This window comes from Kitasatospora sp. NPDC086009 (genome assembly GCF_044540385.1).
In the GTDB taxonomy this organism is placed as follows: Bacteria; Actinomycetota; Actinomycetes; order Streptomycetales; family Streptomycetaceae; genus Kitasatospora.
In genome coordinates this window covers 558,103-583,764 of the sequence record NZ_JBITSA010000001.1, presented here as the reverse complement: position 1 = coordinate 583,764, position 25,662 = coordinate 558,103, and the positions used below count along the sequence as shown (strand labels likewise).

General features: G+C 74.7%; 20 protein-coding genes and 1 tRNA gene. 20 read left to right on the top strand and 1 reads right to left on the bottom strand.

Translation table 11 applies throughout. The features are described 5' to 3' along the window. The first annotated feature begins 211 nt into the window (after positions 1–211). From ACIF6L_RS02735 to ACIF6L_RS02715, 5 genes are all read left to right on the top strand, one after another. A complete protein-coding gene (locus ACIF6L_RS02735; RefSeq protein WP_396485933.1) occupies positions 212–1,057 on the top strand; it encodes a type II secretion system F family protein in 846 nt (281 codons plus the stop codon). Between the two features lie 266 nt (positions 1,058–1,323). Further along, on the top strand, positions 1,324–1,941 hold the full coding sequence (locus ACIF6L_RS02730) for a type II secretion system F family protein (protein WP_396485932.1): 618 nt from the start codon (positions 1,324–1,326) through the stop codon (positions 1,939–1,941). Positions 1,942–2,174: 233 nt separating this feature from the next. Further along, positions 2,175–2,309: a DUF4244 domain-containing protein gene (locus tag ACIF6L_RS02725; RefSeq protein WP_396485931.1), complete on the top strand. Its 135-nt coding sequence runs from the start codon at positions 2,175–2,177 to the stop codon at positions 2,307–2,309. Positions 2,310–2,430: 121 nt separating this feature from the next. Continuing rightward, complete coding sequence (locus ACIF6L_RS02720) at positions 2,431–2,763, top strand: TadE family type IV pilus minor pilin (protein ID WP_396486181.1); 333 nt, start codon at positions 2,431–2,433, stop codon at positions 2,761–2,763. Beyond that, the gene (locus ACIF6L_RS02715) at positions 2,751–3,245 is read left to right on the top strand and encodes an Rv3654c family TadE-like protein (protein WP_396485930.1); all 495 of its coding nucleotides are present in this window, start codon (positions 2,751–2,753) and stop codon (positions 3,243–3,245) included. Before ACIF6L_RS02720 ends, ACIF6L_RS02715 begins: the two co-directional genes overlap by 13 nt. On the opposite strand, the gene ACIF6L_RS02710 is transcribed toward ACIF6L_RS02715, so the two are convergent. Further along, entirely contained in the window at positions 3,240–5,705 is a 2,466-nt protein-coding gene (locus ACIF6L_RS02710; protein WP_396485929.1) for a DEAD/DEAH box helicase, read from the bottom strand. The genes ACIF6L_RS02715 and ACIF6L_RS02710 overlap by 6 nt on opposite strands. A gap of 221 nt (positions 5,706–5,926) precedes the next feature. On the opposite strand from ACIF6L_RS02710, the gene bldG reads away from it, so the two are divergent. From bldG to ACIF6L_RS02635, 15 genes are all read left to right on the top strand, one after another. Then, complete coding sequence (gene bldG / locus ACIF6L_RS02705; protein ID WP_148644090.1) at positions 5,927–6,268, top strand: anti-sigma factor antagonist BldG; 342 nt, start codon at positions 5,927–5,929, stop codon at positions 6,266–6,268. 159 nt (positions 6,269–6,427) lie between these two features. Beyond that, positions 6,428–6,844: an ATP-binding protein gene (locus tag ACIF6L_RS02700; RefSeq protein ID WP_329488498.1), complete on the top strand. Its 417-nt coding sequence runs from the start codon at positions 6,428–6,430 to the stop codon at positions 6,842–6,844. Between the two features lie 283 nt (positions 6,845–7,127). Then, positions 7,128–7,496, top strand: a complete 369-nt coding sequence (locus ACIF6L_RS02695; protein ID WP_352291048.1) for a cyclophilin-like fold protein — start codon at positions 7,128–7,130, stop codon at positions 7,494–7,496. Between the two features lie 206 nt (positions 7,497–7,702). After that, on the top strand, positions 7,703–8,425 hold the full coding sequence (locus tag ACIF6L_RS02690; protein WP_396485928.1) for a hypothetical protein: 723 nt from the start codon (positions 7,703–7,705) through the stop codon (positions 8,423–8,425). Positions 8,426–8,596: 171 nt separating this feature from the next. Beyond that, entirely contained in the window at positions 8,597–10,129 is a 1,533-nt protein-coding gene (locus ACIF6L_RS02685) for a methyltransferase (protein ID WP_352291047.1), read from the top strand. Positions 10,130–10,549: 420 nt separating this feature from the next. Further along, a complete protein-coding gene (locus tag ACIF6L_RS02680) occupies positions 10,550–11,011 on the top strand; it encodes a DUF3592 domain-containing protein (RefSeq protein ID WP_359804144.1) in 462 nt (153 codons plus the stop codon). A 334-nt stretch (positions 11,012–11,345) separates the two neighbouring features. Continuing rightward, on the top strand, positions 11,346–14,207 hold the full coding sequence (gene topA, locus ACIF6L_RS02675; RefSeq protein WP_396485927.1) for a type I DNA topoisomerase: 2,862 nt from the start codon (positions 11,346–11,348) through the stop codon (positions 14,205–14,207). A 191-nt stretch (positions 14,208–14,398) separates the two neighbouring features. Beyond that, positions 14,399–17,839, top strand: coding sequence for a dTMP kinase (tmk, locus tag ACIF6L_RS02670; RefSeq protein ID WP_396485926.1), 3,441 nt, complete (start codon positions 14,399–14,401; stop codon positions 17,837–17,839). A gap of 253 nt (positions 17,840–18,092) precedes the next feature. Continuing rightward, positions 18,093–19,304 carry a DNA polymerase III subunit delta' gene (locus ACIF6L_RS02665; protein ID WP_329492156.1) on the top strand — a complete coding sequence of 404 codons (1,212 nt, stop codon included), beginning with the start codon at positions 18,093–18,095 and terminating at the stop codon, positions 19,302–19,304. Positions 19,305–19,558: 254 nt separating this feature from the next. Beyond that, entirely contained in the window at positions 19,559–20,746 is a 1,188-nt protein-coding gene (locus ACIF6L_RS02660) for a hypothetical protein (RefSeq protein WP_396485925.1), read from the top strand. A gap of 98 nt (positions 20,747–20,844) precedes the next feature. Next, positions 20,845–22,491, top strand: a complete 1,647-nt coding sequence (locus ACIF6L_RS02655) for an alpha/beta hydrolase (RefSeq protein WP_396485924.1) — start codon at positions 20,845–20,847, stop codon at positions 22,489–22,491. 100 nt (positions 22,492–22,591) lie between these two features. Then, positions 22,592–23,251, top strand: a complete 660-nt coding sequence (gene leuE / locus ACIF6L_RS02650) for a leucine efflux protein LeuE (RefSeq protein ID WP_396485923.1) — start codon at positions 22,592–22,594, stop codon at positions 23,249–23,251. An 81-nt stretch (positions 23,252–23,332) separates the two neighbouring features. After that, positions 23,333–23,406, top strand: a tRNA-Thr gene (locus ACIF6L_RS02645). 353 nt (positions 23,407–23,759) lie between these two features. Further along, positions 23,760–24,551 (top strand): thioesterase II family protein, encoded by a 792-nt coding sequence (locus ACIF6L_RS02640; protein WP_396485922.1) that lies wholly within the window; start codon positions 23,760–23,762, stop codon positions 24,549–24,551. A gap of 234 nt (positions 24,552–24,785) precedes the next feature. Continuing rightward, positions 24,786–25,655: a sterol desaturase family protein gene (locus ACIF6L_RS02635; protein WP_396485921.1), complete on the top strand. Its 870-nt coding sequence runs from the start codon at positions 24,786–24,788 to the stop codon at positions 25,653–25,655. Positions 25,656–25,662 lie beyond the last annotated feature (7 nt).

Sequence of the window (25,662 nt, the reverse complement as noted above, 5' to 3'; positions counted from 1 at the left end):
CCAGGTGGTGGGAGTCAGGCGGTCCAGGCTCCTGTTCGTCGGTGGGACGGGTGGGGGAGGGGGTGGGAGCGATGGCGTGCCGATGGCCCGGTGGCGGTGGCCCTGGTCGAGCCCCGAGGCGGTCGGATCCGGTTCGGCCGCGCGGCCGCGACGGCCGGACTGGCTGACGCCGGAGTTGCTCCTCCTGCCCGGCGGGCTGGGAGTCGCCCAGGTGACGGCTTCGCCCGTGCCGGTGCTGGTCGCGGGCTTGGCCTTCCTTCCCTTGCGGCGCCGACGGCTGCGTCGCGCGGTGGAGGCGGAGGCCGGTCGGCGGGCCGCCGCAGTGGTGAACCTCTGCGCGGCACTGGCCGGGGAGTTGCGCAGCGGCGCCACGCCCGAGCAGGCGCTCCACCTGGTGACCACGCGAATCGCCGAGGACGACGAGGCCCTGCACCGGATCGGCCTGGAGCCGGTGGCCCGGCTCGCGGCCGGCCGGTACGGCGGAGATGTGCCCGGTGCCTTCGAGTCGCTGGCGGAGTTGCCGGGTGGCCGCGGGGCGACCGCGATCGCCGCCTGCTGGCGCGTCACGTCCGACGGCGGCGCGGGGCTGGCCGCCGGGCTGGACGGGGTCGCCGAGGCACTGCGGGCCGAACGGGCGCTGGCGGAGGAGATCGCGGCCGAGCTGGCCGCGCCGAGGACGACGATCGCCGTCCTGGCGGCGCTGCCCGTCGCCGGGCTGCTGCTCGGCGCGGCGCTCGGGGCCCGGCCGCTGACCGTCCTGCTGCACACTCCGGCCGGGCTCGCCTGCCTGGCGGGCGGAGCGGCGCTGGAGGGGCTCGGCGCGGCCTGGACGGCCCGGATCGTCCGGGCTGCCTCCCGGGGCGCCCTGGAGGGCCCGCTGGGCGACGGAGGCACGGCCGCCGGGGCCACGGTCGGGTCCGGGGCCGTGGCCGAGCCCGGAGGCGGCGGCGCAGTCGGCGGCCGGCCGGACGGTGGGTGGCGGTGCGGCATCTCCCGTACGCGGGCCCGGCCCGGTCGGCCGAGCGGTTCGTTCCGTGCCGAGGCGGCTTCGGCGTGACGCCCGGTACCGAGCGGCTCGCCCTCCTGGCAGGGCTGGGGGCGGGAGCGCTGTTCCTGCGGCGGTGGTCGAGGGGGCGGACCGGCCGCCGGAGGGCGGTCGCGCTGCTCCGTTCCGGCGGCTGCCGGTCCAGTGCTCGCTCCCGGCCCGGTCGGCCGGGCCGGCCCACGGCGCGGGGGCGTCGGCCGACCTGGGCCGGGCGGCCGGCCAGCGGGGGAGAGGGCCACCTCCGGAGCGCCGGGTCCGCCGCACCGGGCATCGCCGCGATGGTGCGTGCGCGACGGGCCGTGGTGGCGGCCTGCGCCGGGGCGGCCATGGCCGCCGTGCTCGGCGGTGGGCCAGGCCTGGGGTCGGGCGTCCTGCTGGCCGTGGGTCTGCACCGGTGGCTGACCAGGGCGCGGTCCCCGGCGGAGCGGCTGTCCGCGTGGGAGGAGGAACAGCTCGCCCGGCAACTCCCGTTCGCCGCGGAGCTGCTCGCGGCCTGCCTCGGGTCGGCCGCCTCGCCCGCCGCGGCGGTGGCGGCGGTCGGCCGGAGCGTCGCCGCGCCGATGGGGCCACGGTTGGTGACGATCGCGGCCGAACTGGCTCTGGGGGCACCGCCGGAGCTCTGCTGGAGACGATTGGGTGAGGAGCACCCGGCCCTGGCGCCGCTGGCGCGCTGCCTGGTCCGGACGAGTCTGAGCGGAACCCCGGCGGCCGGGCCGCTGGTCGGGCTGGCGCAGGCCCGTCGGACCGCCGCCGCCCGTACGGCGCACGCCAGCGTCCGCCGTGCCGGCGTACTCGCCACGGCGCCGCTGGGGCTCTGCTTCCTCCCCGCGTTCGTACTGATCAGCGTCGTCCCGGTGGTCATGGGGCTCACCGCCGGCTTCGCCCGGTCGATCTGAATCGACGACCTCAAAACCTCCGCTGTCGAACTCGAAGCACCGCCCGGGCCGCGAGTCGGTCCTGAGCGGCAAGGATCCCAAGGAGAGAATCCATGACTGCATTGATCGCGCACCGGCCCGCCGACAACAGCCGACCGTACCGGCGCCTGCTCGGGGTGTGTCGCCGGCGGAGTCGCTGGGCGGCCGTCCGGATCCGACGGGCAACTCGCGCCCGGGGCAGGTCGGACGCCGGAATGACCACCGCCGAATACGCCGTGGGCACGGTCGCCGCGTGCGCGCTGGCCGCCGTGCTGTACAAGGTGGTGACCAGCACGGCCATCGTCGAAGCGCTGACCGAGGTCATCACCCGGGCGCTCCATGCGTCGTGACGGCCGGTGGGCCGGCAGGCCTCCCGGGGCATTCGGGGCAGCCAGGACGTCCGGGGCAGCCGGGGTGACCCGGCTCCGTCGCCGGGACGCGGGCTTCGTCACCGCCGAGACGGCGGTGGCGATGCCGGCCCTGGTCCTGCTCGCCGTGATGCTGATCTGGGGAGTGCTCGCGGCGGCCGCGCAGATCCGCTGCGTCGACGCGGCGCGGGTGGGCGCCCGCGCGGCCGCGCGTGGCGAGGAGGACGCTGCCGCGATCGCCCAGGCGGCGGCCCCGCCCGGGGCGGCTGTGCGGGTGGCCGTCGAGGCGGACACGGTCCGGGTCACGGTGGACGCGCCCTCGGCGGCCCCGGGCCGGCTCGCCGGTCTGCTCTCGGTACGGCTCGGCGCGGCCGCGGTGGCGGCGCGGGAGGACACCCTGACGGGCGGCGGGGGTGCGGGTCCATGGCCCTCCTGATCCCTGGGGCGGCCGTGATGGGCAGGGTGGCCAGGGCCCGGGGCGCCCGTGCGGCGGTCGGGCGCCCGACCGACGGCGGATCCGCGACGGTCTGGCTGGTCGCGTTCGCGGTGCTCGGCTGCACGACGTTCGCCGCGGTCCTCTCGGTCGGCGCGGTGGTGGGCGCCCGCCACCGCGCCGAGTCCGCCGCCGACCTGGCGGCCCTCGCGGCGGCCGACCGGCTGCTGCTGGACCTGGACGGCGGGTGCGCCCGGGCCGCCGGGATCGCACGGGCACAGGCGGCCGCCCTGGTGTCCTGCACGGTGGACCGGGAGGCGGACGCCGTCGAGGTGGTGGCGGAGGTGTCGATCGGCCGGCTTCCGGTGGATCTGCCGATCGGGCCGGCGCGGGCCCGTTCCCGAGCCGGGCCGATCCGTGCCGCGGCTGCTGCTACGACTGCTGCCGCGGACGAGGGCGTCAGTGCGACGGCAGGCGGCTCATGAGTCCCCGGCGGACGGCTCGGCCGCCCCGGCCCCCGCCCCCGGGTCACCGTCGCCCTGAGGCTCGTGAGGCGTTCGGTCCCCGTCCCCGTCCCCGTCTCGGTCCCCGTCCCCGTCTCCGTCCCCGCTCGGGGCCTCGGCCCCGGCGGCCGCCGGTGCTCCGGCGAGCAGGATGTCCAGCAGTCGGACGGCGGCCGCCTTGTCCAGCGGTTCGTTGCCGTTGCCGCACTTGGGCGACTGCACGCAGGACGGGCAGCCGCGTTCGCACTCGCAAGCGGCGATCGCCTCCCGGGTGGCCGTCAGCCACTGGACGGCGCGCTGGAAGCCGCGTTCGGCGAACCCGGCCCCGCCCGCGTGGCCGTCGTAGACGAAGACCGTCGGCAGCTCGGTGTCGGGGTGCAGCGGCACCGAGACACCGCCGATGTCCCAGCGGTCGCAGGTGGCGAAGAGCGGCAGCAGGCCGATGGAGGCGTGTTCGGCGGCGTGGGCGGCCCCGGGCAACTGGTCGAGCGGGATGTCCGCGTCGAGCAGCTGGTCCTCGGTGACGGACCACCAGACCGCCCGGGTCCGCAGGATCCGGGGCGGCAGGTCGAGTTTGGTCTCGCCCATGATCTCCCCGGTGGAGATCCGTTTGCGGAGGTAGCCGACCACCTGGTTGACGACCTCCACCGAACCGAAGCTGAGCCGGCCCTCGCCCCAGGCGTGGGAGGTGTCGGTGGAGAGCACCGAGATGGAGGTGATGTCGCGGGCGGCCGTCGTGTACGGCGGGTCGGCCGGCTCGACCAGGGCGACGGAGCTGTCCAGGTCGAAGTCCCGGACGAGGTAGCTGCGTCCCCGGTGGATGTGGACGGCCCCGGTGTGGACGGTGGTGTGGGCGGCGGAGGCGTCCACGGTGCCCAGCAGCCGGCCGGTCGGGGCCTCGACGATCTGCACCGGGCTGCCACCGCTGCCACGCAGGTCGACGGCGTCGGCGGCGCGTTCGCGGCGGGTCCAGTACCAACCGCCACCGCGGCGGCGGAGCAGCCCGCGCCGCTCCAGGACGGGCAGCAGCGGGCCCGCGGAGGGGCCGAACAGGTCCAGGTCGCTGTCCGTGAGTGGGAGTTCGGCGGCCGCCGCGCACAGGTGCGGGGCGAGGACGTGCGGATTGTCGGGGTCGAGCACGGTGGCTTCGACGGGCGTGGCGAAGAGCGCCTCCGGGTGGTGCACCAGGTAGGTGTCCAGCGGGTCGTCGCGGGCGATCAGGACGGCCAGGGCGCCCTGGGCCTCGCGCCCGGCCCGCCCGGCCTGCTGCCAGAGCGAGGCCCGGGTGCCGGGGTACCCGGCCATCAGGACGGCGTCCAGACCCGAGATGTCGACGCCCAGTTCGAGAGCGGAGGTGGAGGCGACGCCGAGTAGCCGGCCGGACTGCAGATCGCGTTCGAGGGCCCGGCGCTCGTCGGCGAGGTAGCCGCCGCGGTAGGCGGCGACCCGGTCGGCGAGCGGTCGGCCGAGCTGGTCCTGGGCCTGGAGCGCGACGAGTTCGGCCGCCCGGCGGGAGCGGACGAATACGACGGTGCGGGTCTGCCGTTCGACGAGGTCGGTCAGCAGGTGGGCGGCCTCGGCGGTGGCCGTCCTGCGGACCGGGGCCCCGTGCTCGCCGACGTTCTCGGTGAGCGGCGGTTCCCAGAGCCCGAACACCATCGGACCGCGCGGTGAGGCGTCCTCGGTGACGGCTTCGGCGGGCAGCCCGGTGAGCAGCCGGGCGGTGGCGGCCGGGTCGGCGGTGGTGGCCGAGGCCAGCAGGAAGGTCGGGGAGGAGCCGTACCGGGCACAGATCCGGCGCAGTCGGCGCAGCACCTGGGCGACGTGCGAGCCGAACACGCCCCGGTAGCTGTGGCACTCGTCGACCACCACGTAGCGCAGCGTCTTGAGGAAGGAGGACCAGCGCGCGTGCGCGGGCAGGATGCCGCGGTGCAGCATGTCGGGATTGGTGAGCACGTAGGAGGCGTACTGGCGGACCCACTCGCGTTCCTCGGGCGGGGTGTCGCCGTCGTAGAGGGCGGGCCGGACCCTGGGCGGGGCGAGTTCGGCGGCCCGTCGCCGCTGGTCGGCGGCGAGCGCCTTCGTCGGGGCCAGGTAGAGCGCGGTGGCGCCACGGCCGTTGCGGGCCTCGGTCCCGTCCAGGAGGTCGCTGAGCACCGGCGCCAGATAGCCGAGCGACTTGCCCGAGGCGGTTCCTGTGGCGATCACCACAGTATGGCCGCTTTTGGCCAGGTTCATCGCTTCTGCCTGATGGGCCCAAGGACGTTCCACGCCCAGCTCCCGGGCGGAGGCGACGATCTCGGGTCGGATCGAGTCGGGCCACGGTGAATAACGTGCTGGTCGGGCGGGAAGGTGCTCCGTATGGGTGAGCCGGTCCGACCGCCCCCGGGTGGTGGACAGGGTCGTGAGCAGTGCCTCGGGCAGGCTGTGACGGGGCGGCATGAGGACCCAGTGTGTCACCGGCGTGACGGAGAATCGTCGTAAGCCATCGTGCGGTCATGGTCGCAGGTGGTTGAATGTGGCCGTGACGGCCGTACGGCCGGGGGTCGCAGCGCTGAGGCTCGCCACGCGTGATTGGGCGCGTCCGGGGTACGCGACCATGCGGTGACGGCCGTCCGGCCGAAGATCGCAATGACGTAGCAAGGCAAGGTGCTGGAGGTTCCGTGGACCTGTCCCTGTCGACCCGTACAGTCGGCGATCGCACGGTCGTCGAGGTTGGCGGCGAGATCGATGTGTACACCGCCCCGAAGCTGCGTGAGCAGTTGGTCGAGCTCGTCAACGACGGCAATTACCACCTCGTCGTCGACATGGAGGGCGTGGACTTCCTCGACTCGACCGGTCTGGGCGTGCTGGTGGGCGGTCTGAAGCGAGTGCGGGCCCATGAGGGCTCGCTGCGTCTGGTGTGCAACCAGGAGCGCATTCTGAAGATCTTCCGTATCACCGGCCTGACCAAGGTCTTCCCGATCCACACCTCGGTGGACGACGCGGTCAACTCGACCGACTGACCAGGCCGGGCCGGCCTCGTGTCGACCCGTCCGATCCACGTGTCCGGCGTGCCGGGGCCCCGTGTGGCCCCGGCCCGTCCGGGCCCGCCCCGGAGCCGGTGGGACCGGTTCGCAGGGGCCCGCATGCCCGGCCTCGGCCGGGCACCCCGAGGGGGAGAGATGGCAACCGTCGAACTTCGATTCAGCGCGCTTCCCGAGCATGTCCGTACGGCCCGGCTGGTCGCCGCGGCTGTGGCAAGACGAGCCGGGGTCGACGAGTCGGTGCTCGACGAGGTCCGGCTCGCCGTGGGTGAGGCGTGCTCCCGTGCGGTCGGCCTGCACCAGCGCGGTGGCATCACCGGTGCGGTGAGGGTCGCTCTCACGGACCAGGAGAAGCGTTTCCTCATCGAGGTCGAGGACGAGGCGGGCCCCGCCACCGTGCCGGCCCCGGGTGCTGCCGAAGGCGATCCGGACGAGGACACCCTGGGGCTCGCCGTGATCACCGGACTGGTGGAGGAGCTGGAGGTCACCAGCGGAGCGAGCGGTGGCCTGATCCGGATGAGCTGGCCGGTCTCGGTCGACGCGATGGCACTCTGACCGGCGACTGCCGACGGCCGACCGGGCCCTCCCGTCCGGCCGGTTCCTGCTGCCCGCCGACCACGGCGGTGGCCGCTGTCGTGGTCCTCGCGCGCCGTTGCGGCCGCGCCGCCGTCGTGACGGCCGACCGGTTGCCGCACACGTCCCTCGCGCGACGCCACGGCCGCAGCCGGGGAGTCCGCCTGGCGGGAGCGCATTGACAAACTGTTGAATCCGACGGTTCCCTGCTCTCGGCACGACCGGCCCCGATCGGTGATCGGGTCTGTCGTAGAAGAGGGAACCCATGCGGATTCGCATCCTGTGGCCCGCCGGTCAGGCGCTCGCCACGCTCACGGCCACCCCCACCGCCCAGGCGCTCTGGGGTGCGTTGCCGATCAGCTCGTCGGCCAGTACCTGGGGCGAGGAGGTGTACTTCGGGACGCCGGTCAGCGTGCCCCGGGAGGACGACGCCCGGCAGGTCGTCGAGCCGGGCACCGTGGCGTTCTGGACGGACGGTGACAGCCTCGCGCTGCCCTTCGGGCCGACGCCGATCTCCCGGGACGGCGAGTGTCGGCTGGCCAGCCCCTGCAACATCCTCGGCTCCCTGGACGGGGATCCCGAAGTGCTGCGCACCGTCCGCCCGAACGACCCGGTCAGGGTCGAGCGGGCCTGAACCAGGTCGGCCTGAGTCCATATCCCCGGCCCGGTACGCCTCCCGCCGTAAGGGCCCCCCGAGGCCGGGGAAAGCCGCCCGAAGGAGGGGAGCGACCGATCCAGGCCGGGGAGGCCGATCGGGGCCGGTACGGGCGGGAACCGGGGGCCGGGTGGCGGCCGTGTAGGTTCGCAGTTCGACGACCGAAACCGAAAGGGCTTCTCCCGGTGAACAAGCGACTGCTGGCCGTACCCGCGCTCGGCGCGCTGCTGGCGTTCGGCGCCGTCGGCTGCGGCGACGACAACAGCAAGCAGCTGGAGTCCTGGGCGGCGAACGTCTGCGGCGCGGCCAAGGACCCGATCGCCCAGGCGCAGACCGCTCTGGCGGACACCGGCCAGGTGAAGACCGGTGAGGCCCCGGCCGATCTGCAGAAGCGCCTCTCCGCCGACATTGGGCGGCTGGCCAAGACCAACCAGGAGATCGCCGCCGCCATCGACTCCGCCGGTGCGCCCAAGGTCGACGAGGGCGGGAACCTCCAGAAGGACACCGTCTCCGAGCTCAACAAGGCGGCCGACCTGTACCTCGACGTCCAGAAGAAGCTGGACGCGCTGCCCAACGACGAACAGGCGAAGTTCGCCGACGGGCTGCGCAGCGTCGCCGACCAGGTGCAGAAGCTGGCCTCGCTCTCCACCCAGGCACAGGCCAAGCTGCAGCGCGGCGACCTCGGTGCCGCGATGGCCAAGCAGGAGGGCTGCAAGCCGGGCTCGGCCGCCGCGGCGCCGACCGCCGGAGCGAGCGGGACGCCGACGGCCGGCGGCAGCACCGGCACCCCCGCGCCCGGCGCGACCGACGGCGCGAGCCCGGCGGCCAGCCAGGCCGCGACGGACCCGGCCGCGACCTCGGCCCCGCCCGCCCCCGCCGCGTCCAGCCCCGCGCCCTCGGCGAGCTGACCCGACCGGTCCGGAGCCGACCCCGTCCGGAGCCGACCCCGTCCGGAGCCTCGTCCCCGTCCGGAGCCGGTCCCGCCCGGCCGTGCTCGGCGCGGGCGGGTCGGCGGCCCGGCCCCGGCACGGGCGGCCCCGGCGGGGAGCGGGCCCGGCGGCCGGGGGGACAATGGCGGGGTGATCAGTAGCCCCGTTCTCGACCCGACCCGCCTCCCCAAGTTCCGTGAGGCGCTGCTCGCCGCCGCGTACACCGCCGACGGCTGCCTCGACCTGCTCGGGCCCACCGGCTACGCGGCGCTGGCGCGCAGCGAGGCCGTCCCGGCGCTGCGCGCGACCCGTGGCGGCAGCCCGCTGGAGACGCTGGTGCGGCTGTTCCTGCTGCAGCAGCCCGTGCCGTACAAGGCGGCCGCCGCCGCGCTGCCGGTCGAGGACTGTCTGACCGACGGCTGGCTGCGCGCGGACGGGGACCAGGTGCGCGCCACCGTGGACGTCCGCCCGTACGCCAACGAGGTCTCCGGTCTGCCCAGTTCGGACGCCTGGGTGGTCTCCGACCTGGGCTGCGCGGTCGGCGGCGCGGGCGGGATCGGCTCCGGCGAGACCGCGCACGGCGTGGCCCGCAAGGACCTGGTGCTCGGGGTGGGGGGCGCCTCCACGACGCTGGCCAACATCACGGTGCGCCGCCCGGTCCGGGCCGCGCTGGACCTCGGCTCGGGCTCCGGGGTGCAGGCCCTGCACGCCGCCCGGCACGCGCAGCGGGTCACCGCCACCGACCTCAATCCGCGGGCGCTGAGGTTCACCGAGCTGACGCTCGCGCTCTCCGGCTTCGACAACACCGACGCCGCCGCCGGCAGCCTCTTCGAGCCGGTCGGGGAGCGGAAGTTCGACCTGATCGTCTCCAACCCGCCGTTCGTGATCTCGCCCACCGGCCGCTTCACCTACCGCGACGGCGGCATGGCCGGCGACGACCTCTGCCGCAGCCTGGTCCGCTCCGCCGCCGCGCACCTGGAGCCGGGCGGCTACTGCCAGTTGCTCGCCAACTGGCAGCACGTCAAGGGCGAGGACTGGCACGACCGGCTGGCCGGCTGGGTGGCGGGCACCGGCCTGGACGCCTGGGTCGTCCAGCGGGAGGTCCAGGACGTCGCCCAGTACGCCGAGTTGTGGCTGCGCGACGGCGGTGACCACCGCGGCGCCGGCGGTGACTACCAGGCCCGGTACGGCGAGTGGCTGGATGCCTTCGAGGCGGGCCGGGTCGAGGGCATCGGCTTCGGCTGGATCACGCTGCGGGCGAGCGGCGCCGAGCGGCCGACCGTCCGGGTGGAGGAGTGGCCGCACCCGGTCGAGCAGCCGCTTGGCCCGCACATCGAGGAGTGGTTCGACCGGCAGGACTACCTGCGCACGCACGACGACGCGGGGCTGCTCGCGGCCCGGTACGTGCTGGCCGACGAGGTGGTCCAGGAGCAGGTCGGCGCACCCGGGGCGGAGGACCCGGAGCACGTGATCCTGCGCCACAACCGCGGCATGCGGCGGGCCACCAAGGTGGACACGGTGGGAGCCGGGTTCGCCGGGGTCTGCGACGGGACGCTGTCGGCCGGCGAGATCGTGGACGCCATCGCGCAGCTGCTCGGCGAGGACCGGGTGGTCCTGCGGGACCGGGTGCCGGAGTCGTTGCGGCTCCTCACCGAGCAGGGGTTCATCCGACCGGTCGAGTAACGGCCCCGGAGCTGCCCCGCGGCCCCGCGGGCCTGCTGCCCCGCAGGCCGGCCGCCCTGCGGGTCCGCCGCCCCCGGCGCCCGGTCGGCCGCCCACCCGCGGCCGACACCCGGTGTCCGTCCGCCACCCGCCGGTGCCCTCGTTCGTTCGGCTCGCGTCGAAGCCCGAAGGCGGCCCCGCCGCGACCTGCCGTGGCTCGAAACGGCCTGCCGTGACCCGGCACGGCCCGGCGCGGTCCGACGGTCCGCCACGGCTCGGTCCGGCACGACCCGATCCGGTCCGAACGGGCCGGGTCGAGCCCCTGCCGGTTCATCTCCCGGTGTCTCCTGGTTCGCCCGCCGGTCGCCGAACGGCTGTCCCGCGTTGGCCCCGGGCTGTGAAGCTCTGTCCACAGGCTGTGGACAGAGCTGGGGGCAAGGGGTGGACACGACGACGGCCACGGCGGGCGGCGCGGTGCTCGCGCTCTTCGGCGGCGCACTGCTGCTCTGGTGCGCGTCCGAAGTGCGCCTTCGCCACCTGGTGCGACGCCGTGGCGTGCCGACGGTGGCCACGGTGGTCGCCGAGGCCGACGCCCACGGTGAGCTGGACAGCGCACCGCTGCTCTCCTTCTCCGCACCGGCCGTCACCGGCGCCTCCGGCCCGGGGCGATGCGCCGAGCTGGTGATCACCCGCCCGCGCGGCCACACCCCGCTGCGCCGGCCGGCCCGCTTCGCGCCCGGGGCGTCCGTCCGTATCTCCTACGATCCTCGGCGGCCGAGCCGCGCGGTCCTGGCGGCGGCGGAAACCGGCCGGGCGGCGGTGGCCGATCTGCTCTGGACCTCGCTCGGCACCGGCTGCGTGGCCGCGGGGGCGGTACTGATCGCCGCCGGCCTCACGGGCTGAGCCCTGTCCCACCCCCGCTCCGCCCGCCGCGAGGTGTCGATTTTCCGTTGACAGATTTTGAAATCCGTCATTCCATCCTTCGAAACCCGCCGAAGCCCCCCTCCACGGGGCGCGATCCTCCATCATCGGGTTACCGTTCGAGTGGCGTCGGTCGGCCTTGCCGGTGAAAAAGCAGGATCCTTCCGTTTGACAAGGGTGGCCGGGGTACGGTCACACTCCGCTGGTGGGGTCGTCGTGCAGCGGCGCCCCCGGGACGGTGGAGGGGTCGGGCGGAGCGCAGCCTGTGCTGCCGGCGCCGACCAGCTCACGTAACGACCGGGAGAGAAGAGCGAAGGTGTCCCCGAGCAGCGAGACCGCGCACGGACAGCGACTCGTCATTGTCGAGTCGCCGGCCAAGGCGAAGACGATCAAGGGCTACCTTGGCCCCGGCTACATCGTCGAGGCGAGCGTCGGGCACATCCGGGACCTGCCCAGCACAGCGGCCGAGGTCCCGGACAAGTACACCGGCGAGGTGCGCCGCCTCGGCGTCGATGTCGACCACGACTTCGCGCCCATCTACGTGGTGAACGCGGACAAGAAGTCGCAGGTCAGCAAGTTGAAGTCGCTGCTGGCCGAGTCCGACGAACTCTTCCTCGCCACCGATGAGGACCGCGAGGGCGAGGCCATCGCGTGGCACCTCCAGCAGGTCCTGAAGCCCAAGGTGCCGGTGCACCGGATGGTGTTCCACGAGATCACCAAGACCGCGATCCAGGAGGCGGTGGCCAACCCGCGCGAGCTGAACCAGCGCTTGGTCGACGCCCAGGAGACCCGCCGCATCCTCGACCGCCTCTACGGCTTCGAGGTCTCGCCGGTGCTCTGGAAGAAGGTCATGCCGAAGCTGTCGGCGGGCCGCGTCCAGTCCGTCGCGACCCGCCTGGTGGTCGAGCGGGAGCGCGAGCGGATCGCCTTCCGCAGCGCCTCCTACTGGGATCTGGTCGCCACCTTCGGCACCGGCCGCACCCCGGCCGACGCCGCCAACCCGGAGACCTTCGGCGCCCGGCTCTCGGCCGTCGACGGCAAGCGGATCGCCAGCGGCCGCGACTTCGGTTCGGACGGCCGGCTGAAGGCCGGCAGCGTCAACACCCTGCACCTGGACGAGCAGGCCGCCCGCGCGCTGGCCGCTGCCCTGGAGCAGACCTCGTTCGGTGTCCGCAGCGTCGAGTCCAAGCCGTACCGCCGCTCGCCGTACGCGCCGTTCCGCACCACCACGCTCCAGCAGGAGGCCAGCCGCAAGCTGGGCTTCGGTGCCAAGCGGACCATGCAGGTGGCCCAGAAGCTGTACGAGAACGGCTTCATCACCTATATGCGTACCGACTCCACCACGCTGTCGGAGACCGCGATCTCGGCCGCCCGGGCGCAGGTCACCCAGCTCTACGGGGCCGACTACCTGCCGGACGCGCCGCGCACGTACGCCAGCAAGGTCAAGAACGCCCAGGAGGCGCACGAGGCCGTCCGCCCCTCCGGCGACCGCTTCCGCACCCCGGCCGAGACCGGCCTGAGCGGCGACGACTTCCGGCTCTACGAGCTGATCTGGATGCGCACCGTCGCCTCCCAGATGAAGGACGCGGTCGGCAAGTCGGTGACCGTGAAGGTCGGCGGCCGTTCCGCGGACGGCCGGGACGCCGAGTTCTCCGCCTCGGGCAAGATCATCACCTTCCACGGCTTCCTCAAGGCCTACGTCGAGGGCGCCGACGACCCGAACGCCGAGCTGGACGACCGCGAGCGCCGGCTGCCGCAGGTGACCGAGGGCGACCCGCTGTCCGCCGAGCAGCTCACCCCGGAGGGCCACGCCACCAAGCCGCCGGCCCGCTACACCGAGGCCTCGCTGGTCAAGGAGCTGGAGGACCGGGAGATCGGCCGCCCGTCCACCTACGCCTCGATCATCGACACCATCATCGGGCGCCGCTACGTCTTCAAGAAGGGGACGGCGCTGGTGCCGTCGTTCCTCTCCTTCGCCGTGGTGAACCTGCTGGAGAAGCACTTCGGCCGGCTGGTCGACTACGACTTCACCGCGCGGATGGAGGACGACCTCGACCGCATCGCCGCGGGCGAGGCGCAGTCCGTGCCGTGGCTGAAGCGCTTCTACTTCGGTGAGGGCGAGGGCCACGCCACCGGCGGCGCCGCCGAGGCGGGCAACGGCGACGGCGACCACCTGGGCGGTCTGAAGGAACTGGTCACCGACCTCGGCGCGATCGACGCCCGGGAGATCAGCTCGTTCCGGATCAGCGACGACCTCACCCTGCGGGTCGGCCGTTACGGCCCGTACGTCGAGCGCGCCTCCACCGTGGAGGGCGAGCCCGGCCGGCGCGCCGACATCCCGGACGAGCTGCCGCCGGACGAGCTCACCGTCGAGCTGGCCGAGGAGCTGCTGGCCAAGCCCAGCGGCGACTTCGAGCTCGGTCAGGACCCGGTCAGCGGCAACCAGCTGGTCGCCAAGGACGGCCGGTACGGCCCCTACGTGACCGAGATCCTGCCCGAGGGCACGCCGAAGACCGGCAAGAACGCCGTGAAGCCGCGGACCGCGTCGCTGCTCCAGTCGATGTCGCTGGACACCGTCACGCTCGACGACGCGCTGAAGCTGCTGTCCCTGCCTCGCGTGGTCGGTCTCGACCAGGAGGGCGTGGAGATCACCGCGCAGAACGGCCGCTACGGGCCGTACCTCAAGCGCGGCACCGACTCCCGCTCGCTCACCAGCGAGGAGCAGATGTTCACGGTCACCCTGGAGGAGGCCCTGGCCATCTACGCCCAGCCCAAGCAGCGCGGCCGGGCCGCGGCCGCGCCGCCGCTCAAGGAGCTGGGCACCGACCCGGTCAGCGAGCGTCCGGTGGTGGTCAAGGACGGCCGGTTCGGCCCGTACGTCACCGACGGCGAGACCAACGCGACGCTGCGCAAGGATGACGAGGTCGAGACCATCACCCCCGAACGCGGCTACGAGCTGCTGGCGGAGAAGCGGGCCCGCGGGCCGGTGAAGAAGACGGCCAAGAAGGCCCTGGCGAAGAAGGCGGCGGCCAAGAAGACCGCCACCAAGAAGACCACCACCACCAAGACGGCCGCGGCCAAGACCACGGCCAAGAAGACGACGACCAAGGCCGCCGCGAAGAAGACGACGACCAAGAAGGCCGCCGCGAGCAAGACCGCCGCCGTCGACGAGGGCTGACCCTCCACCAGCGGCACCGGGCCCGCGCCCTCTTCGGAGGCGCGGGCCCGAGGTCTCTGGGCGACCGGTGCGCGAGCACCTCCGGCGCGGGGTGGCGAGCGTGTGCGCGGCGCGTCACAACCCTGCAATGACGGGCATCCGGAAGCCCGCACCCCTCTTTTCCCACCGGTGCCGACCGCTACGCTGACCGTATGACGAGCGAGGAGCAGCCCACCCCCGGCACCGGCGGTGCCGCCAGAGCCGGCACGCCCGACCTGCCGGAGGTCGCGCCCGCCGGAACCCCCGGTGAGCGCGCCCGGGCACTGTTGCGGCTGCGCCCCTACCGCCGCCTCTGGACCACCCAGCTGATCGGCGGCACCGCCGACCGGCTCGGGCTGCTGGTGCTGCTCGCGCTGACGGTGATCGCGGCCGCCCTCGGCGGGCAGTTCGGCGACCTGCCGCGCAGCCTCGCCTTCGCCGTCGCCGCGGTCTTCGCGGCCCGGCTGGCCGCCACCCTGCTGGTCGGCGCCGCCCTGCTCGGCCCGGTGCACGGGCTGCTCAGCGGCCGCCTGGACCGGCGCTGGACGCTGCTCGGCGCCGACGCGCTGCGGGCCGTGCTGATCGGCGTCGCGCCCTGGTGGATCGTCTGGCTGGGCTCCGACTCCGGGCCCTCCGCCGCCGCGACTTACGTACTGCTCGCCACCGTCTTCGTGACCGGTGCGGCCGAGCGGGTCTGGGCGATCGCCAAGGGCGCCGCCGTACCAGGCCTGCTGCCGCCGGCCAACCCCTTCGCGCCCCCCGGGGAGCAGCGTCCGTCCGCGGCCAACCTGGAGAGCGTGCGGACGCTGGACCGCCGCACCGGCTGGGCCACCGTGCCGCTCGCGGCAGCCGCGCTGGTCGCGCTCACCCTGGTCAACAACGTCTTCGCGGCCCTCGGCTCGGACTGGCTGCGCGTCCACCAGACCACCTTCGCGGCGCTCGGCGCGGCCGCCCTGTTCACGGTCTCGGCCGTCCGGGCGTACCTCCAGCAGCTGCCCGGCGGTCCGACGGTGGCCCCTCCGCACTCCCCGCTGCGGAGCCTGCGCGCGCCGACCGACGCCACGCCCGGCCCCGCGCTGAGCAAGGGCCGCACCGGCGCCGCCCCCTACTTCACCTTCTCGGTCGCCGCCGCCTTCGCCTCGATGGCGGGCGTCGCGGCGCTCGCGCTGCTGACCGCCGCCGAGCACCGGGCCGGGCCGATCGGCTACGGCCTGCTGGTGCTCGCCGCCGTCGGCACCCCGGCGCTCGGCTCCCGGCTCACCCGGGCCACCCTGCCCGCGCTCTCCCGCCGCCGGCTGCTCGCACTGGCGCTGCTGACCGAGGGCGTCGCGCTGATCCTGGCCGGCCTGGTGCTGGACTTCGTCCTGGTGCTGCTGCTGACCGTGCTGGCCGGCCTGGCCGCCGGGATCGTCGTCTCGGCCGGGCGCTCGCTGCTCGCCCAGGAGGTCGAGGAGGCGCGGCTCCCGAAGGTCGACGAGCACCTGTACGCGGTGCTGCGGGCCGTGGTGGGCGGCGCGCTGATCCTCGTCCCGCTGATCGCCGCGGCCTACGGCGAGGTCGAGTACGGCACGGTCGAGCCCGGCTCGTTCACCTTCATCCACGGCGGCGCGGCCCTCGCGGTGGCCACCGCGGGGCTGCTGACGCTGGTGCTCGCGGCCGTCGTGCTGCTCAAGACCGACGACCGGCGGGGCACCGCCCCGTTCGGCCGCGACCTCGTCGACGCCGTGCGCGGCGCCGCCGGTCCGGCCCCGCACCGCACCACCGGTACCGGCTTCTTCATCGCCCTGGAGGGCGGCGACGGCGCCGGCAAGTCCACCCAGGCCCAGGCGCTCGCCGAGTGGATCCGGGGCAAGGGCCACGAGGTGGTGCTCACCCGTGAGCCCGGCGGCAGCCCGGTCGGGCAGCGGCTGCGCGGCCTCGTCCTGGACGTCGGCAACACCGGTCTGTCGCACCGCGCCGAGGCGCTGATCTACGCCGCCGACCGGGCCGAGCACGTCGAGAACGTCATCCGCCCGGCGCTGGCCCGTGGCGCGGTGGTCATCACCGACCGCTACATGGACTCCTCGATCGCCTACCAGGGCGCCGGGCGCGACCTGGCCGCCACCGAGGTGGCCCGGATCTCGCGCTGGGCGACCGGCGGCCTGGTGCCCGACCTGACCGTCGTCCTCGACGTCGACCCGACCAGGGCCCGGGAGCGGTTCACCGAGGCGCTGGACCGGCTGGAGTCCGAGCCGACCGAGTTCCACCAGCGGGTCCGGTCCGGCTTCCTCTCGCTGGCCGCCGCCGACCCGGCCCGGTACCTGGTCGTGGACGGCAGCCAGCAGCCCGGCTTCGTCACCACCGCGATCCGCCACCGGCTCGACCGCGAGCTGCCGCTCTCCGAGCAGGAGAAGGCCGCCCGGGTCGAGCAGGAGCGGCTGGCCCGAGAGGAGGCCGAGCGCCGCGCCGCCGAGGAGGCCCGCCGGCGCGCGGCCGAGGCGGAGGCCGAGCGCAAGCGGTTGGAGCTGCTGGAGCAGCTCCGCGCCGAACAGGCGGAGAAGGAGCGGCTGGCCAAGGAGGAGGCCGAGCGGGTCGCCGCCGAGGCGGCGCGCAAGGCGGCCGAGGAGGCTCGGCGCAAGGCGGAGGAGGAAGCCCGCCGGCGGGCCGAGGAGGAGGCCAGGCAGCGTGCGGCCGAGGAGGCCCGGCTCGCCGCCGAGGCCGCCGAGCGCCGGCGGCTCGCCGAGGAGGCGGCCGCCCAGGCGGAGCTCCAGCGGCAGCGTGAGCTGCAGCGCGAGGAGCAGCGTCGGCGCGCGGAGGAGGCGCTGCAGCGGGCCGAGGAGGCCCGGCTGGCGCAGGCCGCCGCGCTCGCCGCGGCCGCTGCCGCCGCCGAGAGCGCGGCGGACCGGGCGGACCGGCCCGCTCCGCCGGCCGACGACGTGACCACCGAGCTGCGGATCGTGCCGGAGCCCGAGGACGCGACCCAGGAGATCTCCGAGCGGGACCGCCGGGCGGCCGTCCGGGCGGCCGAGGCGGCCGGCGCCGCGGGAGCCGGTGGCGCTTCCGCGTCCCGGGCTCCGGAGGCCGACGCGACGGCGAAGCTACCGGTCGTCCCCACCGCTCCGGCGGACGAGACGGCGGTGCTGCCCCGAGTCCCTTCGGCGGACCCCGACCGGCCGGGTGCCGGGCGGCGCGACCACGCCGACCGGACGGAGGTGCTGCCGCGGGTGGAGCCGACCCGTCCGGCGGACCGGACGGAGGTGCTGCCGCGGGTCGAGCCGACCCGCCCGGCCCGCCCGGCCGGGCGGGAGACGCCGGTCGACAGCACCCGCGAGCTCCCGGCGGTGGAGGAGCAGCCCGCCGCCGAACCGCGCCCCCGGCCCTCCTGGGCCGAGGAGACGCCGATGGACGACCTGCCGAGCCTCACCGACACCCTGCTGGGCTCGCGCGACGAGTGGGCCCGCTGGGAGCAGGGCGGCCCCGCCGACCCGGCGCCGCAGGACCCGCGCGGTGGCGCGGCCGCTCCTCCGGCCGGCCCCGACGGGCCGGAGAGCCGTGGCAGGACGGACGCCCAGGGCGGGTCGGACGACCGGGGCGACGGCAAGGGCAAGGGCCGGCGCTGGGGGCGCCGGAGCTGACTCGGTCCCGGCCCGCGCGGTCCCACGCGGCCCGCGCGGTCCACATGGCCCACTCGGCCTGGTGGGCCGACTCGGCCGGGGCGGGGCAGGGGCCTGAAGGACGGTGGGCGGTGCGGCCGGGGCGGTGCTCCGGCGGCACCGCCCGCCGTCGTACCGGGCACGTATGCTCGACTCCGGGAAACCGTGCCCGGAGCGCCGTCCGCCGCCCGGGTGACGGGCGCCGGCGCAGTCCGTACCGAGCTTGGGAGCAGCAGTGGCCGTCTGGGACGACCTGGTGGGCCAGGAGCGGGTGGTCGAGCAGCTGAGCGCCGCGGCCCGGGCGGCCTGGGCGACGGCCGCCGCCGGTCGCGGGGCCGCGCCGGAGCCGGGCGGCAACGCCTCGCTGATGACGCACGCCTGGCTGTTCACCGGCCCCCCCGGAGCCGGCCAGATCACCGCGGCCCGCGCCTTCGCCGCCGCCCTCCAGTGCACCAGCCCGGATCTCGCGCTCGGCGGTACGCCCGGCTGCGGGTTCTGCGACGGCTGCCACACCGTGCTCGCGGGCAGCCACGCGGACGTGAAGTACGTGCGCACCGACGGCCTGTCGATCGGCGTCGGCGACATGCGCGCCCTCGTGCTGCGGGCGTCCAGCTACCCGACCGGCGGCCGCTGGTCGGTGATCCTGGTCGACGCCGCCCACCGGCTCACCGAGGCCGCCGCCAACGCCCTGCTCAAGGGGGTGGAGGAGCCCTCCCCGCGCACCGTCTGGCTGCTCTGCGCGCCCTCCGTGCAGGACGTCCTGCCCACCATCCGCTCGCGCTGCCGCCTGCTGGTGCTGCGCCAGCCCGCCGCCGAGGCCGTCGCCGACATGCTGGTGAACCGCGACGGTGTCGACCCCACGACGGCCCGGATGGCCGCGCTCGCCGGCCAGGGGGACATCGAGCGCTCCCGTCGGCTGGCCGTCGACGACCAGGCCCGCACCCGGCGCACGGACGTGCTGCGGATCCCGCTGGAGGTCGGTGACATCGGTGGTTGCCTGGCCGCCGCCCAGCGGCTGGTCGACACCGCGAAGGCCGATGCCGAGGCGCTCGCCGAGACCCAGGACGCCAAGGAGACCGGCGACCTCAGGGCCGCGTACGGCGCGGCCGAGGGCAGCAAGGCTCCGCGGGGCATGGCCGGCGCGGTCAAGGAACTGGAGAAGCGCCAGAAGAGCCGGGCCACCCGGACCCGCCGGGAGACGCTCGGCGTCGCCCTGCTCGACCTGCTGAGCTTCTACCGGGACGTGCTCGCCCTCCAGCTGGGCTCCACCGGCGCGCTCTCCAACGAGGACCAGCGGCAGGCCCTGAACCGGGTCGCCCAGGCCGGCCCGCCGGAGGGCACGTTGCGGCGGATCGAGGCGGTGCTCGCCTGCCGGCAGGCGCTGGACCGCAACGTCGACCCGCTGCTCGCCGTCGAGGCGATGACCGTCGCCCTGCGCGCGGGCTGAGTCGGCGGACGCGGATGGCGGCCGGGCGGGGCCGTCACCGGTAGGACCGCCGGGGGGCGCCGGTAGGGCCTCCCGTGCTACCCGGGTGTCCCACCTTCGAGTGAACGGGCCGTACGCGCCGGGGACACCTGCGTGTGACGGCCGGATCGCCCTGCACGCTGGGGCCGACTGCGCCCCGACGCCGGGGCCGTCGCGTCCCGTCCGGCACCGGCCCCCACCGGTCGTCCGGCCCTCCTCCCGAGGCGGTGCGTCCCATGGTCCGTTCGCTCCTCGTCGTCCCCCTGCTGGCAGCCGCCTCGGGCGGAATCTGGCTCGCCCGAGGCGCCCTGCTGCGCTGGCGCGACCTGCGGTCCGCCGAGACCTACGAGCTGACCGGTGATCAGCGGCCGATGCTGCTGCGCGCGGCCGGCGCGATGGTCTGCGGCATCTGCGTGACGGCACTGACCGTGTTGACGGCCCTGGGCACCTTCGGCACCTTCGGCGGACCGGCCTCGCGGTCCGACTCCGCGGAGCTCACCGCCGACAGCACGGGCCAGGGCGGGAGCCGGCAGGCGGCGCCGCCCGCCGACGAGGCACCCGCTCCGGTCGCCCCGGCTGTCGCGCCCGCGCCCGCTCCTGCTCCCGCCCCCGCTCCTGCTCCCGCCCCCGCTCCTGCTCCCGCCCCCGCGCCGGCACCGGCCGCCAGCCGGTTCGACAGCGTCGGCCACCCGGGCGGTGGCGAGCTGCTGCAGTCCGCCGTCCCCGGCCCGGACGGCCACCCCCGCAACGTCCGGGTCTGGCTGCCCGCCCAGTACACCAAGGACCCGAACGCCCGCTTCCCGGTGGTCGTGATGCACGCGGCCACTCCCCGGATGACCGCCGACACCGAAGTCCCGGACGTCTTCGAGGGCCTCGGCTCCGCCGTCCAGACCGGCAAGGCCCGCCCGTTCATCCTGGTGGCCCCCGAGGCGCCGAACGGCACCGCGCACCCGTGCGAGCTGGTCGCCGCCGCCCCCCAGGCCATCGCCGACGACGCCGCGCTGCGCACCACCATCGCGGCCACCTTCCGCACCCTGCCGCCCGGCCCGGCCTCCTGGGGCACGCTCGGCGTCGAGGCGGGCGCGCCCTGCGCGGTGGCCGCCGGGCTGGCCCGCCCCGACCTGTACGGCGCGGCCGCCGCGGTCTCCGGCCGGTACGACACCGTCGCGCTGACCCGGACGGGGGCCGAGGCCCCCGCCAACGCCGCCCCGAAGCTGCTCCTGGCCGCCGCCAAGGCCGACGCCGCGGGCCTGGACGCGGCCCGCAAGCTGCAGACCGCGCTGCACGGCGGCGCCGGCGCGTCGGCCCGTGCCGACGTCCGGATCTCCGAGAACGTGCAGGACTACACGGCCGACCGGGAGCGGCTGCGGCTGGTCCGCCAGGCGGTCCAGTACCTGGCCGAGACGCTGGCGAAGGCGTCCTGACCAGGGTGTCCGCAGAGGCTACGCTTCGCGGTACCCAGGGCGCCGGCAGCGGCCGCGCCCCAGCACCTGAGAGGGACCGGATGAGGTCGGAGCGGGGCATGCGGGCGCGGGGGGTGGCCGCGGCACTGGCGGTCGCGGGGTTGTTGGTCGGCGGGTGCAGCTCCTCCTCGTCCACCCCCGGGGCGGCCTCCTCGGACACCACCGCGCCCGGCGCCGCCCCGTCCGGGTCCCTCGCCTCCGGGGGGCCGGCGGCGGCCGACGCCCGTCCCGGTGTCACACCGCTGGAGGCGCTCCCGGCCGCCGTTCCCGCCGCGCTGGCGCCGTACTACGGCCAGCGGCCCGCCTGGCAGCCCTGCGACGACGGCTTCGAGTGCACCACCTTCACGGTGCCGCTGGACTACGACCGCCCGGGCGGCGGCGACCTCACCCTCTCGGCGGTCCGGGCCGTCGCCGTCCCGGCGGACCCGGACCAGGGCGGGGCCCCCGGCGCGGCCGGCGGCCGGCTCGGGTCGCTGCTGCTCAACCCCGGCGGCCCCGGCGGCTCGGCGATCGAGTACGTGGAGGCCGTCGCGAAGACCTACGACAGCGCCGTGCGCGCCCGGTACGACCTGGTCGGGCTCGACCCGCGCGGCGTCGGCCGCAGCAGCCCGGTGACCTGTCTGACCGGGGAGCGGATGGACGCGTACACCGCCGCCGACATCACCCCCGACGACCAGGCCGAGATCGACGCCCTGGTGGCCGCGGACCGGGAGTTCGCGGAGGGCTGCCGGCAGCAGGCCGGCGACCGGCTCGGCCACCTCGGCACCGTTGAGGCGGCCCGCGACATGGACGTCCTGCGGGCGCTGCTCGGCGACGAACGGCTCAACTACGTGGGCAAGTCCTACGGCACCTTCCTCGGCGCCACCTACGCCGGTCTCTTCCCCGGCCGGACCGGCCGGATCGTGCTGGACGGCGCGATGGACCCGTCACTCGACTCGATCAGCGGCAACCGCACCCAGGCCGGCGGCTTCGAAACCGCCTGGGCGGCCTTCGCCAAGGACTGCGTCAAGCGCGAGGACTGCCCGCTCGGCCGCACCGAGCAGCAGGCGGGCGAGCAGCTCAGCGCCCTGTTCGCGGCCATCGACGCCAAGCCGCTGACCACCGTCGACGGCGCCCGCCGGCTCACCGAGTCCCAGGCGACGACCGGCGTCATCCAGGCCATGTACGCCGACTTCCTCTGGCCCAAGCTGCGCACCTCGCTCGCCGACGCCAAGGCCGGTGACGGCACCGGCCTGCTCAAGCTGTCGGACTCGTACTACGAACGCGGTCCGGACGGCTCGTACCCGAACCTCATGTTCGCCAACATGGCGGTGAACTGCCTGGACCTGCCCGCGCCGTTCACCGGCCCGGCCGACGTCCAGCGGGCCGTGCCGGACTTCGAGCGGACCTCGCCCCGGTTCGGCCGCGACATGGCCTGGATGGCGCTGACCTGCAGCTACTGGCCGGTCCGGGCCACCGGCGCCGCGCACACCGTCCGAGCCGCCGGCGCCGCTCCGATCGTGGTCATCGGCACCACCCGCGATCCGGCCACCCCGTACGCCTGGGCGCGGTCCCTCGCCGGGCAGCTGGAGTCCGGGCGGCTGCTGACCTTCGACGGCGACGGCCACACCGCGTACGGACGGCACGACGAGTGCGTCGACGGGGCGGTCAACGCGTACCTGCTGGGCGGTCCGGCGCCGGAGCAGGGCAAGCGCTGCGGCGCGTAGAGGGGGAGGGGATCGGCGGGTAATTTCGGCTTCAACCGCCGACCGGTGCGACGTTACGATGAGCGCCCCGCAGCCCCTGCCACCCCCACCGGAGCCCACCGTGCTCGGAGTCAACGACCTGGCGACGTACATCCTCGGCGCCCTCGTGATCATCCTCCTCCCCGGCCCCAACTCCCTGTACGTGCTGTCCGTCGCCGCCCGCAAGGGCGTCCGGACCGGCTACACCGCCGCCGCCGGCGTCTTCGTCGGTGACTTCACCCTGATCAGCCTCACCTCGCTGGGCGCCGCCTCGCTGCTGGAGGCCAACCCCGCGGTCTTCGCCGTGGTGAAGTTCGGCGGCGCCGCCTACCTGCTCTGGATCGGCGTCGGCATGCTCCGCGCCGCCCGCCAGCTCTGGCGCGAGCACCGCGCCGCCGCGGCCGCCCCCGACACCGCCACGGCCGCCGTCCCGGACTCCACCGAGCGCCCGTTCCGCCGCGCCCTGGTGATCAGCCTGCTGAACCCGAAGGCGATCCTCTTCCTGCTCTCCTTCTTCACCCAGTTCGTCGACCCGTCCTACGGACAGCCGGCCCTCTCCTTCGCCCTGCTCGGCGGCATCCTGCAGACCTTCAGCCTGCTCTACCTCTCCATGCTGATCTTCGCGGGCACCACCCTCGCCACCGCCTTCCGCCGCCGCAAGCGCCTCTCCGCCGGCCTCACCAGCGGCGTCGCCGTCCTCTTCGCCGGCTTCGCCGCCAAACTGGCCGTCTCCTCCGCCTGATCCACCGCCGCGGAACCCCGTTACGGATCACCCGCGAACCTGTGTAGACTGGCCCGCGTTGCCACCACGTGCGGCAACGGTGCCGCCTTAGCTCAGTTGGCCAGAGCAACGCACTCGTAATGCGTAGGTCATGGGTTCGAATCCCATAGGCGGCTCTGTAGAAGCCCCAGGACTCACTCGCCGTGACCTGGGGCTTTTGCGTAGGCGGATGCCCTCGCGTCGACGGATGTCCGCGATCGGGTGTGCTGTGGTCCCGGGTCGGAGGTGTCGGCTGGCGCCCGCCGGGCGTGGGTTCGGATGGCCACGGGTGAACGTTGCGGTGGGGCCCGGTCGCTTGGCGCGGCCGGGTCCTTCGCGTTGTCCCGGGGGTGGCGGTAGGGGGTGGGTAGGGGTGGGGTGGGGGTGCGAGAGGGGGGACGGGCATCTGGTCGTGGTGGGGCGGCGGGGCTTGAATGGCAGCCAGGGTGGGCCGTTCGTGGGTGGCCCCGGGGAGGGGGAGGGGATGGGAATGCCACGGTACGCAGCAGCGCCGGAGCGGAGCAGTCTCTGGATCCGGCGGTTCCAGCCGGCGCCCGCCGCGCCGGCGCAGTTGGTCTGCTTTCCGCACGCCGGGGGGTCGGCGGGGTACTTCCTGCCGGTGGCGCGGGCGATGCCCACCTCGGTGGACGTGCTCGCGGTGCAGTACCCGGGGCGGCAGGACCGGGCCGGGGAGGCCTGTGTCGAGGATGTGCACGCGCTCGCGGACCACGTGGTGCGGGAGTTGCTGGTGTGGGCGGACCGGCCGTTCACGCTGTTCGGGCACAGCCTCGGGGCGTCGGTGGCGTTCGAGGTGGCGGTCCGGATGGAGCGGGCCGGGATGGCGTTGCAGGGGGTGGTGGTCTCCGGGCGGCGGGCGCCGTCGCGGCCGCGGGACACGGCGCAGGACGTGCACCGGTCGGACGACCGGGCGCTGATCCGGTCCCTGGAGCGGTTGAGCGGTACGGATCCGTTGATGCTGCGGGACCCGGAGTTCCTGGAGATGGTGCTGCCGTCGGTCCGCAGCGACTACAAGGCCGCCGAGACGTACCGCACCCGGCCCGGCCGGGACCGCATCGGGCAGCCCGTCCTGGTGCTGACCGGGGACGCGGATCCGCAGGTCACCGCGGCGGAGGCGGAGGCGTGGGCCGAGCACACCACGGCGGGCTGCTCGGTGCGGACCTTCTCGGGCGGGCACTTCTTCCTCGACGACCACGCGCTGTCGGTGATCTCGGCGATCAGCGGATTCGCCGCCGGTCGGCACCTTCCGGCCCGGCTCGGTTGACCGGGGTCGTGGGCCACTGATCGTCCGCCCGCCCGTCCCTCTCCGGAGGGGCGGGCGGTTCGCATTTCCGGGATCTTTATGACGAGCGGAAGAATCGTTTGGCCATCTATTATCTGACAAATTGCGGCGCTTGTGATTCTTTCCAAAAATGCCTCGCATCCCCTTCCGTGCACCGTTAGTATCAGAACGAATGCTTTCGGTGATCGTCCGAGCCGGCTCGCGAAGGGGGTAGCCATGGGTGAGCGGTTGCGCTCCGCGCTGCGTCACGTCGCCTACCCGTTCCTGCTGGTCACGCTCGTGTCGATAGCGGTCGCGGCCCTGCGTTGGCGCTGGGACCTCGGGCGGGTGAGCCAGTTCTTCCTGCTCGGCACGATCGGCTATCTGACGGCTCTGGAATGGCTGATCCCCTACGAACCGGAATGGCGGCCGAGCGTCGGCGAGTGGGGCTGGTACGGCGCCTATTTCGTGCTGACGATGATCGGTGGGGCACTGTCGCAGGTGCCGGTGTCGGCCATGGTCGGGTGGGCGGCGCCGCCGCATCCGGTGCTGCCGCTCTGGGTGGAGATCCCGGCGGCGCTGCTGCTCGGCTCGCTGGCCAACTACCTGATGCACCGCTGGAGCCACACCAATCGCTGGCTCTGGCGCCTGCACGGGGTGCACCACGTGCCCGACAAGGTCAATGTCGCCAACAACGGGGTCAACCACATCGTCGACGTGGTGCTCACCCAGGGCGCCGTGCAGCTCTCGCTCGCGTTGGCGGGGTTCTCGGCCGAATCGGTGTTCGTGGTGGGCCTGTTCGTGGTCGCTCAGGGCTATTTCGTGCACGCGAACGTCGATGTCCGGATCGGTGCGCTCAACCACGTCTTCGCCGGCCCGGAGCAACACCGGCTGCACCACAGCGTCGATCTGGCGGAGGCCGGGCACTACGGGTCCGACCTCTCGATCTGGGACCACGCCTTCGGGAGTTTCACCTGGCAACCGGGCCGCCGGCCGGCCGCGGTGGGGCTGCTGCGCCCGTCCGACTTCCCCCGGACGCGCGAGGTGCTCGCCAGTCATCTCCAGCCCTGGCGAAGGCCGGTGCGGGCCGACGACTTCCCGGCCTGACGCTCCG

What these genes read in the sequence shown, in the direction of transcription:
- ACIF6L_RS02730 (WP_396485932.1), top strand. Translation starts at nt 1,324, where the DNA reads ATGGTGCGTGCGCGACGGGCCGTGGTGGCGGCCTGCGCCGGGGCGGCC.
- ACIF6L_RS02725 (WP_396485931.1), top strand. Translation starts at nt 2,175, where the DNA reads ATGACCACCGCCGAATACGCCGTGGGCACGGTCGCCGCGTGCGCGCTG.
- ACIF6L_RS02720 (WP_396486181.1), top strand. Translation starts at nt 2,431, where the DNA reads ATGCCGGCCCTGGTCCTGCTCGCCGTGATGCTGATCTGGGGAGTGCTC.
- ACIF6L_RS02715 (WP_396485930.1), top strand. Translation starts at nt 2,751, where the DNA reads ATGGCCCTCCTGATCCCTGGGGCGGCCGTGATGGGCAGGGTGGCCAGG.
- ACIF6L_RS02710 (WP_396485929.1), bottom strand. Translation starts at nt 5,705, where the DNA reads ATGCCGCCCCGTCACAGCCTGCCCGAGGCACTGCTCACGACCCTGTCC.
- ACIF6L_RS02700 (WP_329488498.1), top strand. Translation starts at nt 6,428, where the DNA reads ATGGCAACCGTCGAACTTCGATTCAGCGCGCTTCCCGAGCATGTCCGT.
- ACIF6L_RS02695 (WP_352291048.1), top strand. Translation starts at nt 7,128, where the DNA reads ATGCGGATTCGCATCCTGTGGCCCGCCGGTCAGGCGCTCGCCACGCTC.
- tmk (WP_396485926.1), top strand. Translation starts at nt 14,399, where the DNA reads ATGACGAGCGAGGAGCAGCCCACCCCCGGCACCGGCGGTGCCGCCAGA.
- ACIF6L_RS02660 (WP_396485925.1), top strand. Translation starts at nt 19,559, where the DNA reads ATGGTCCGTTCGCTCCTCGTCGTCCCCCTGCTGGCAGCCGCCTCGGGC.
- ACIF6L_RS02655 (WP_396485924.1), top strand. Translation starts at nt 20,845, where the DNA reads ATGCGGGCGCGGGGGGTGGCCGCGGCACTGGCGGTCGCGGGGTTGTTG.
- ACIF6L_RS02640 (WP_396485922.1), top strand. Translation starts at nt 23,760, where the DNA reads ATGCCACGGTACGCAGCAGCGCCGGAGCGGAGCAGTCTCTGGATCCGG.
- ACIF6L_RS02635 (WP_396485921.1), top strand. Translation starts at nt 24,786, where the DNA reads ATGGGTGAGCGGTTGCGCTCCGCGCTGCGTCACGTCGCCTACCCGTTC.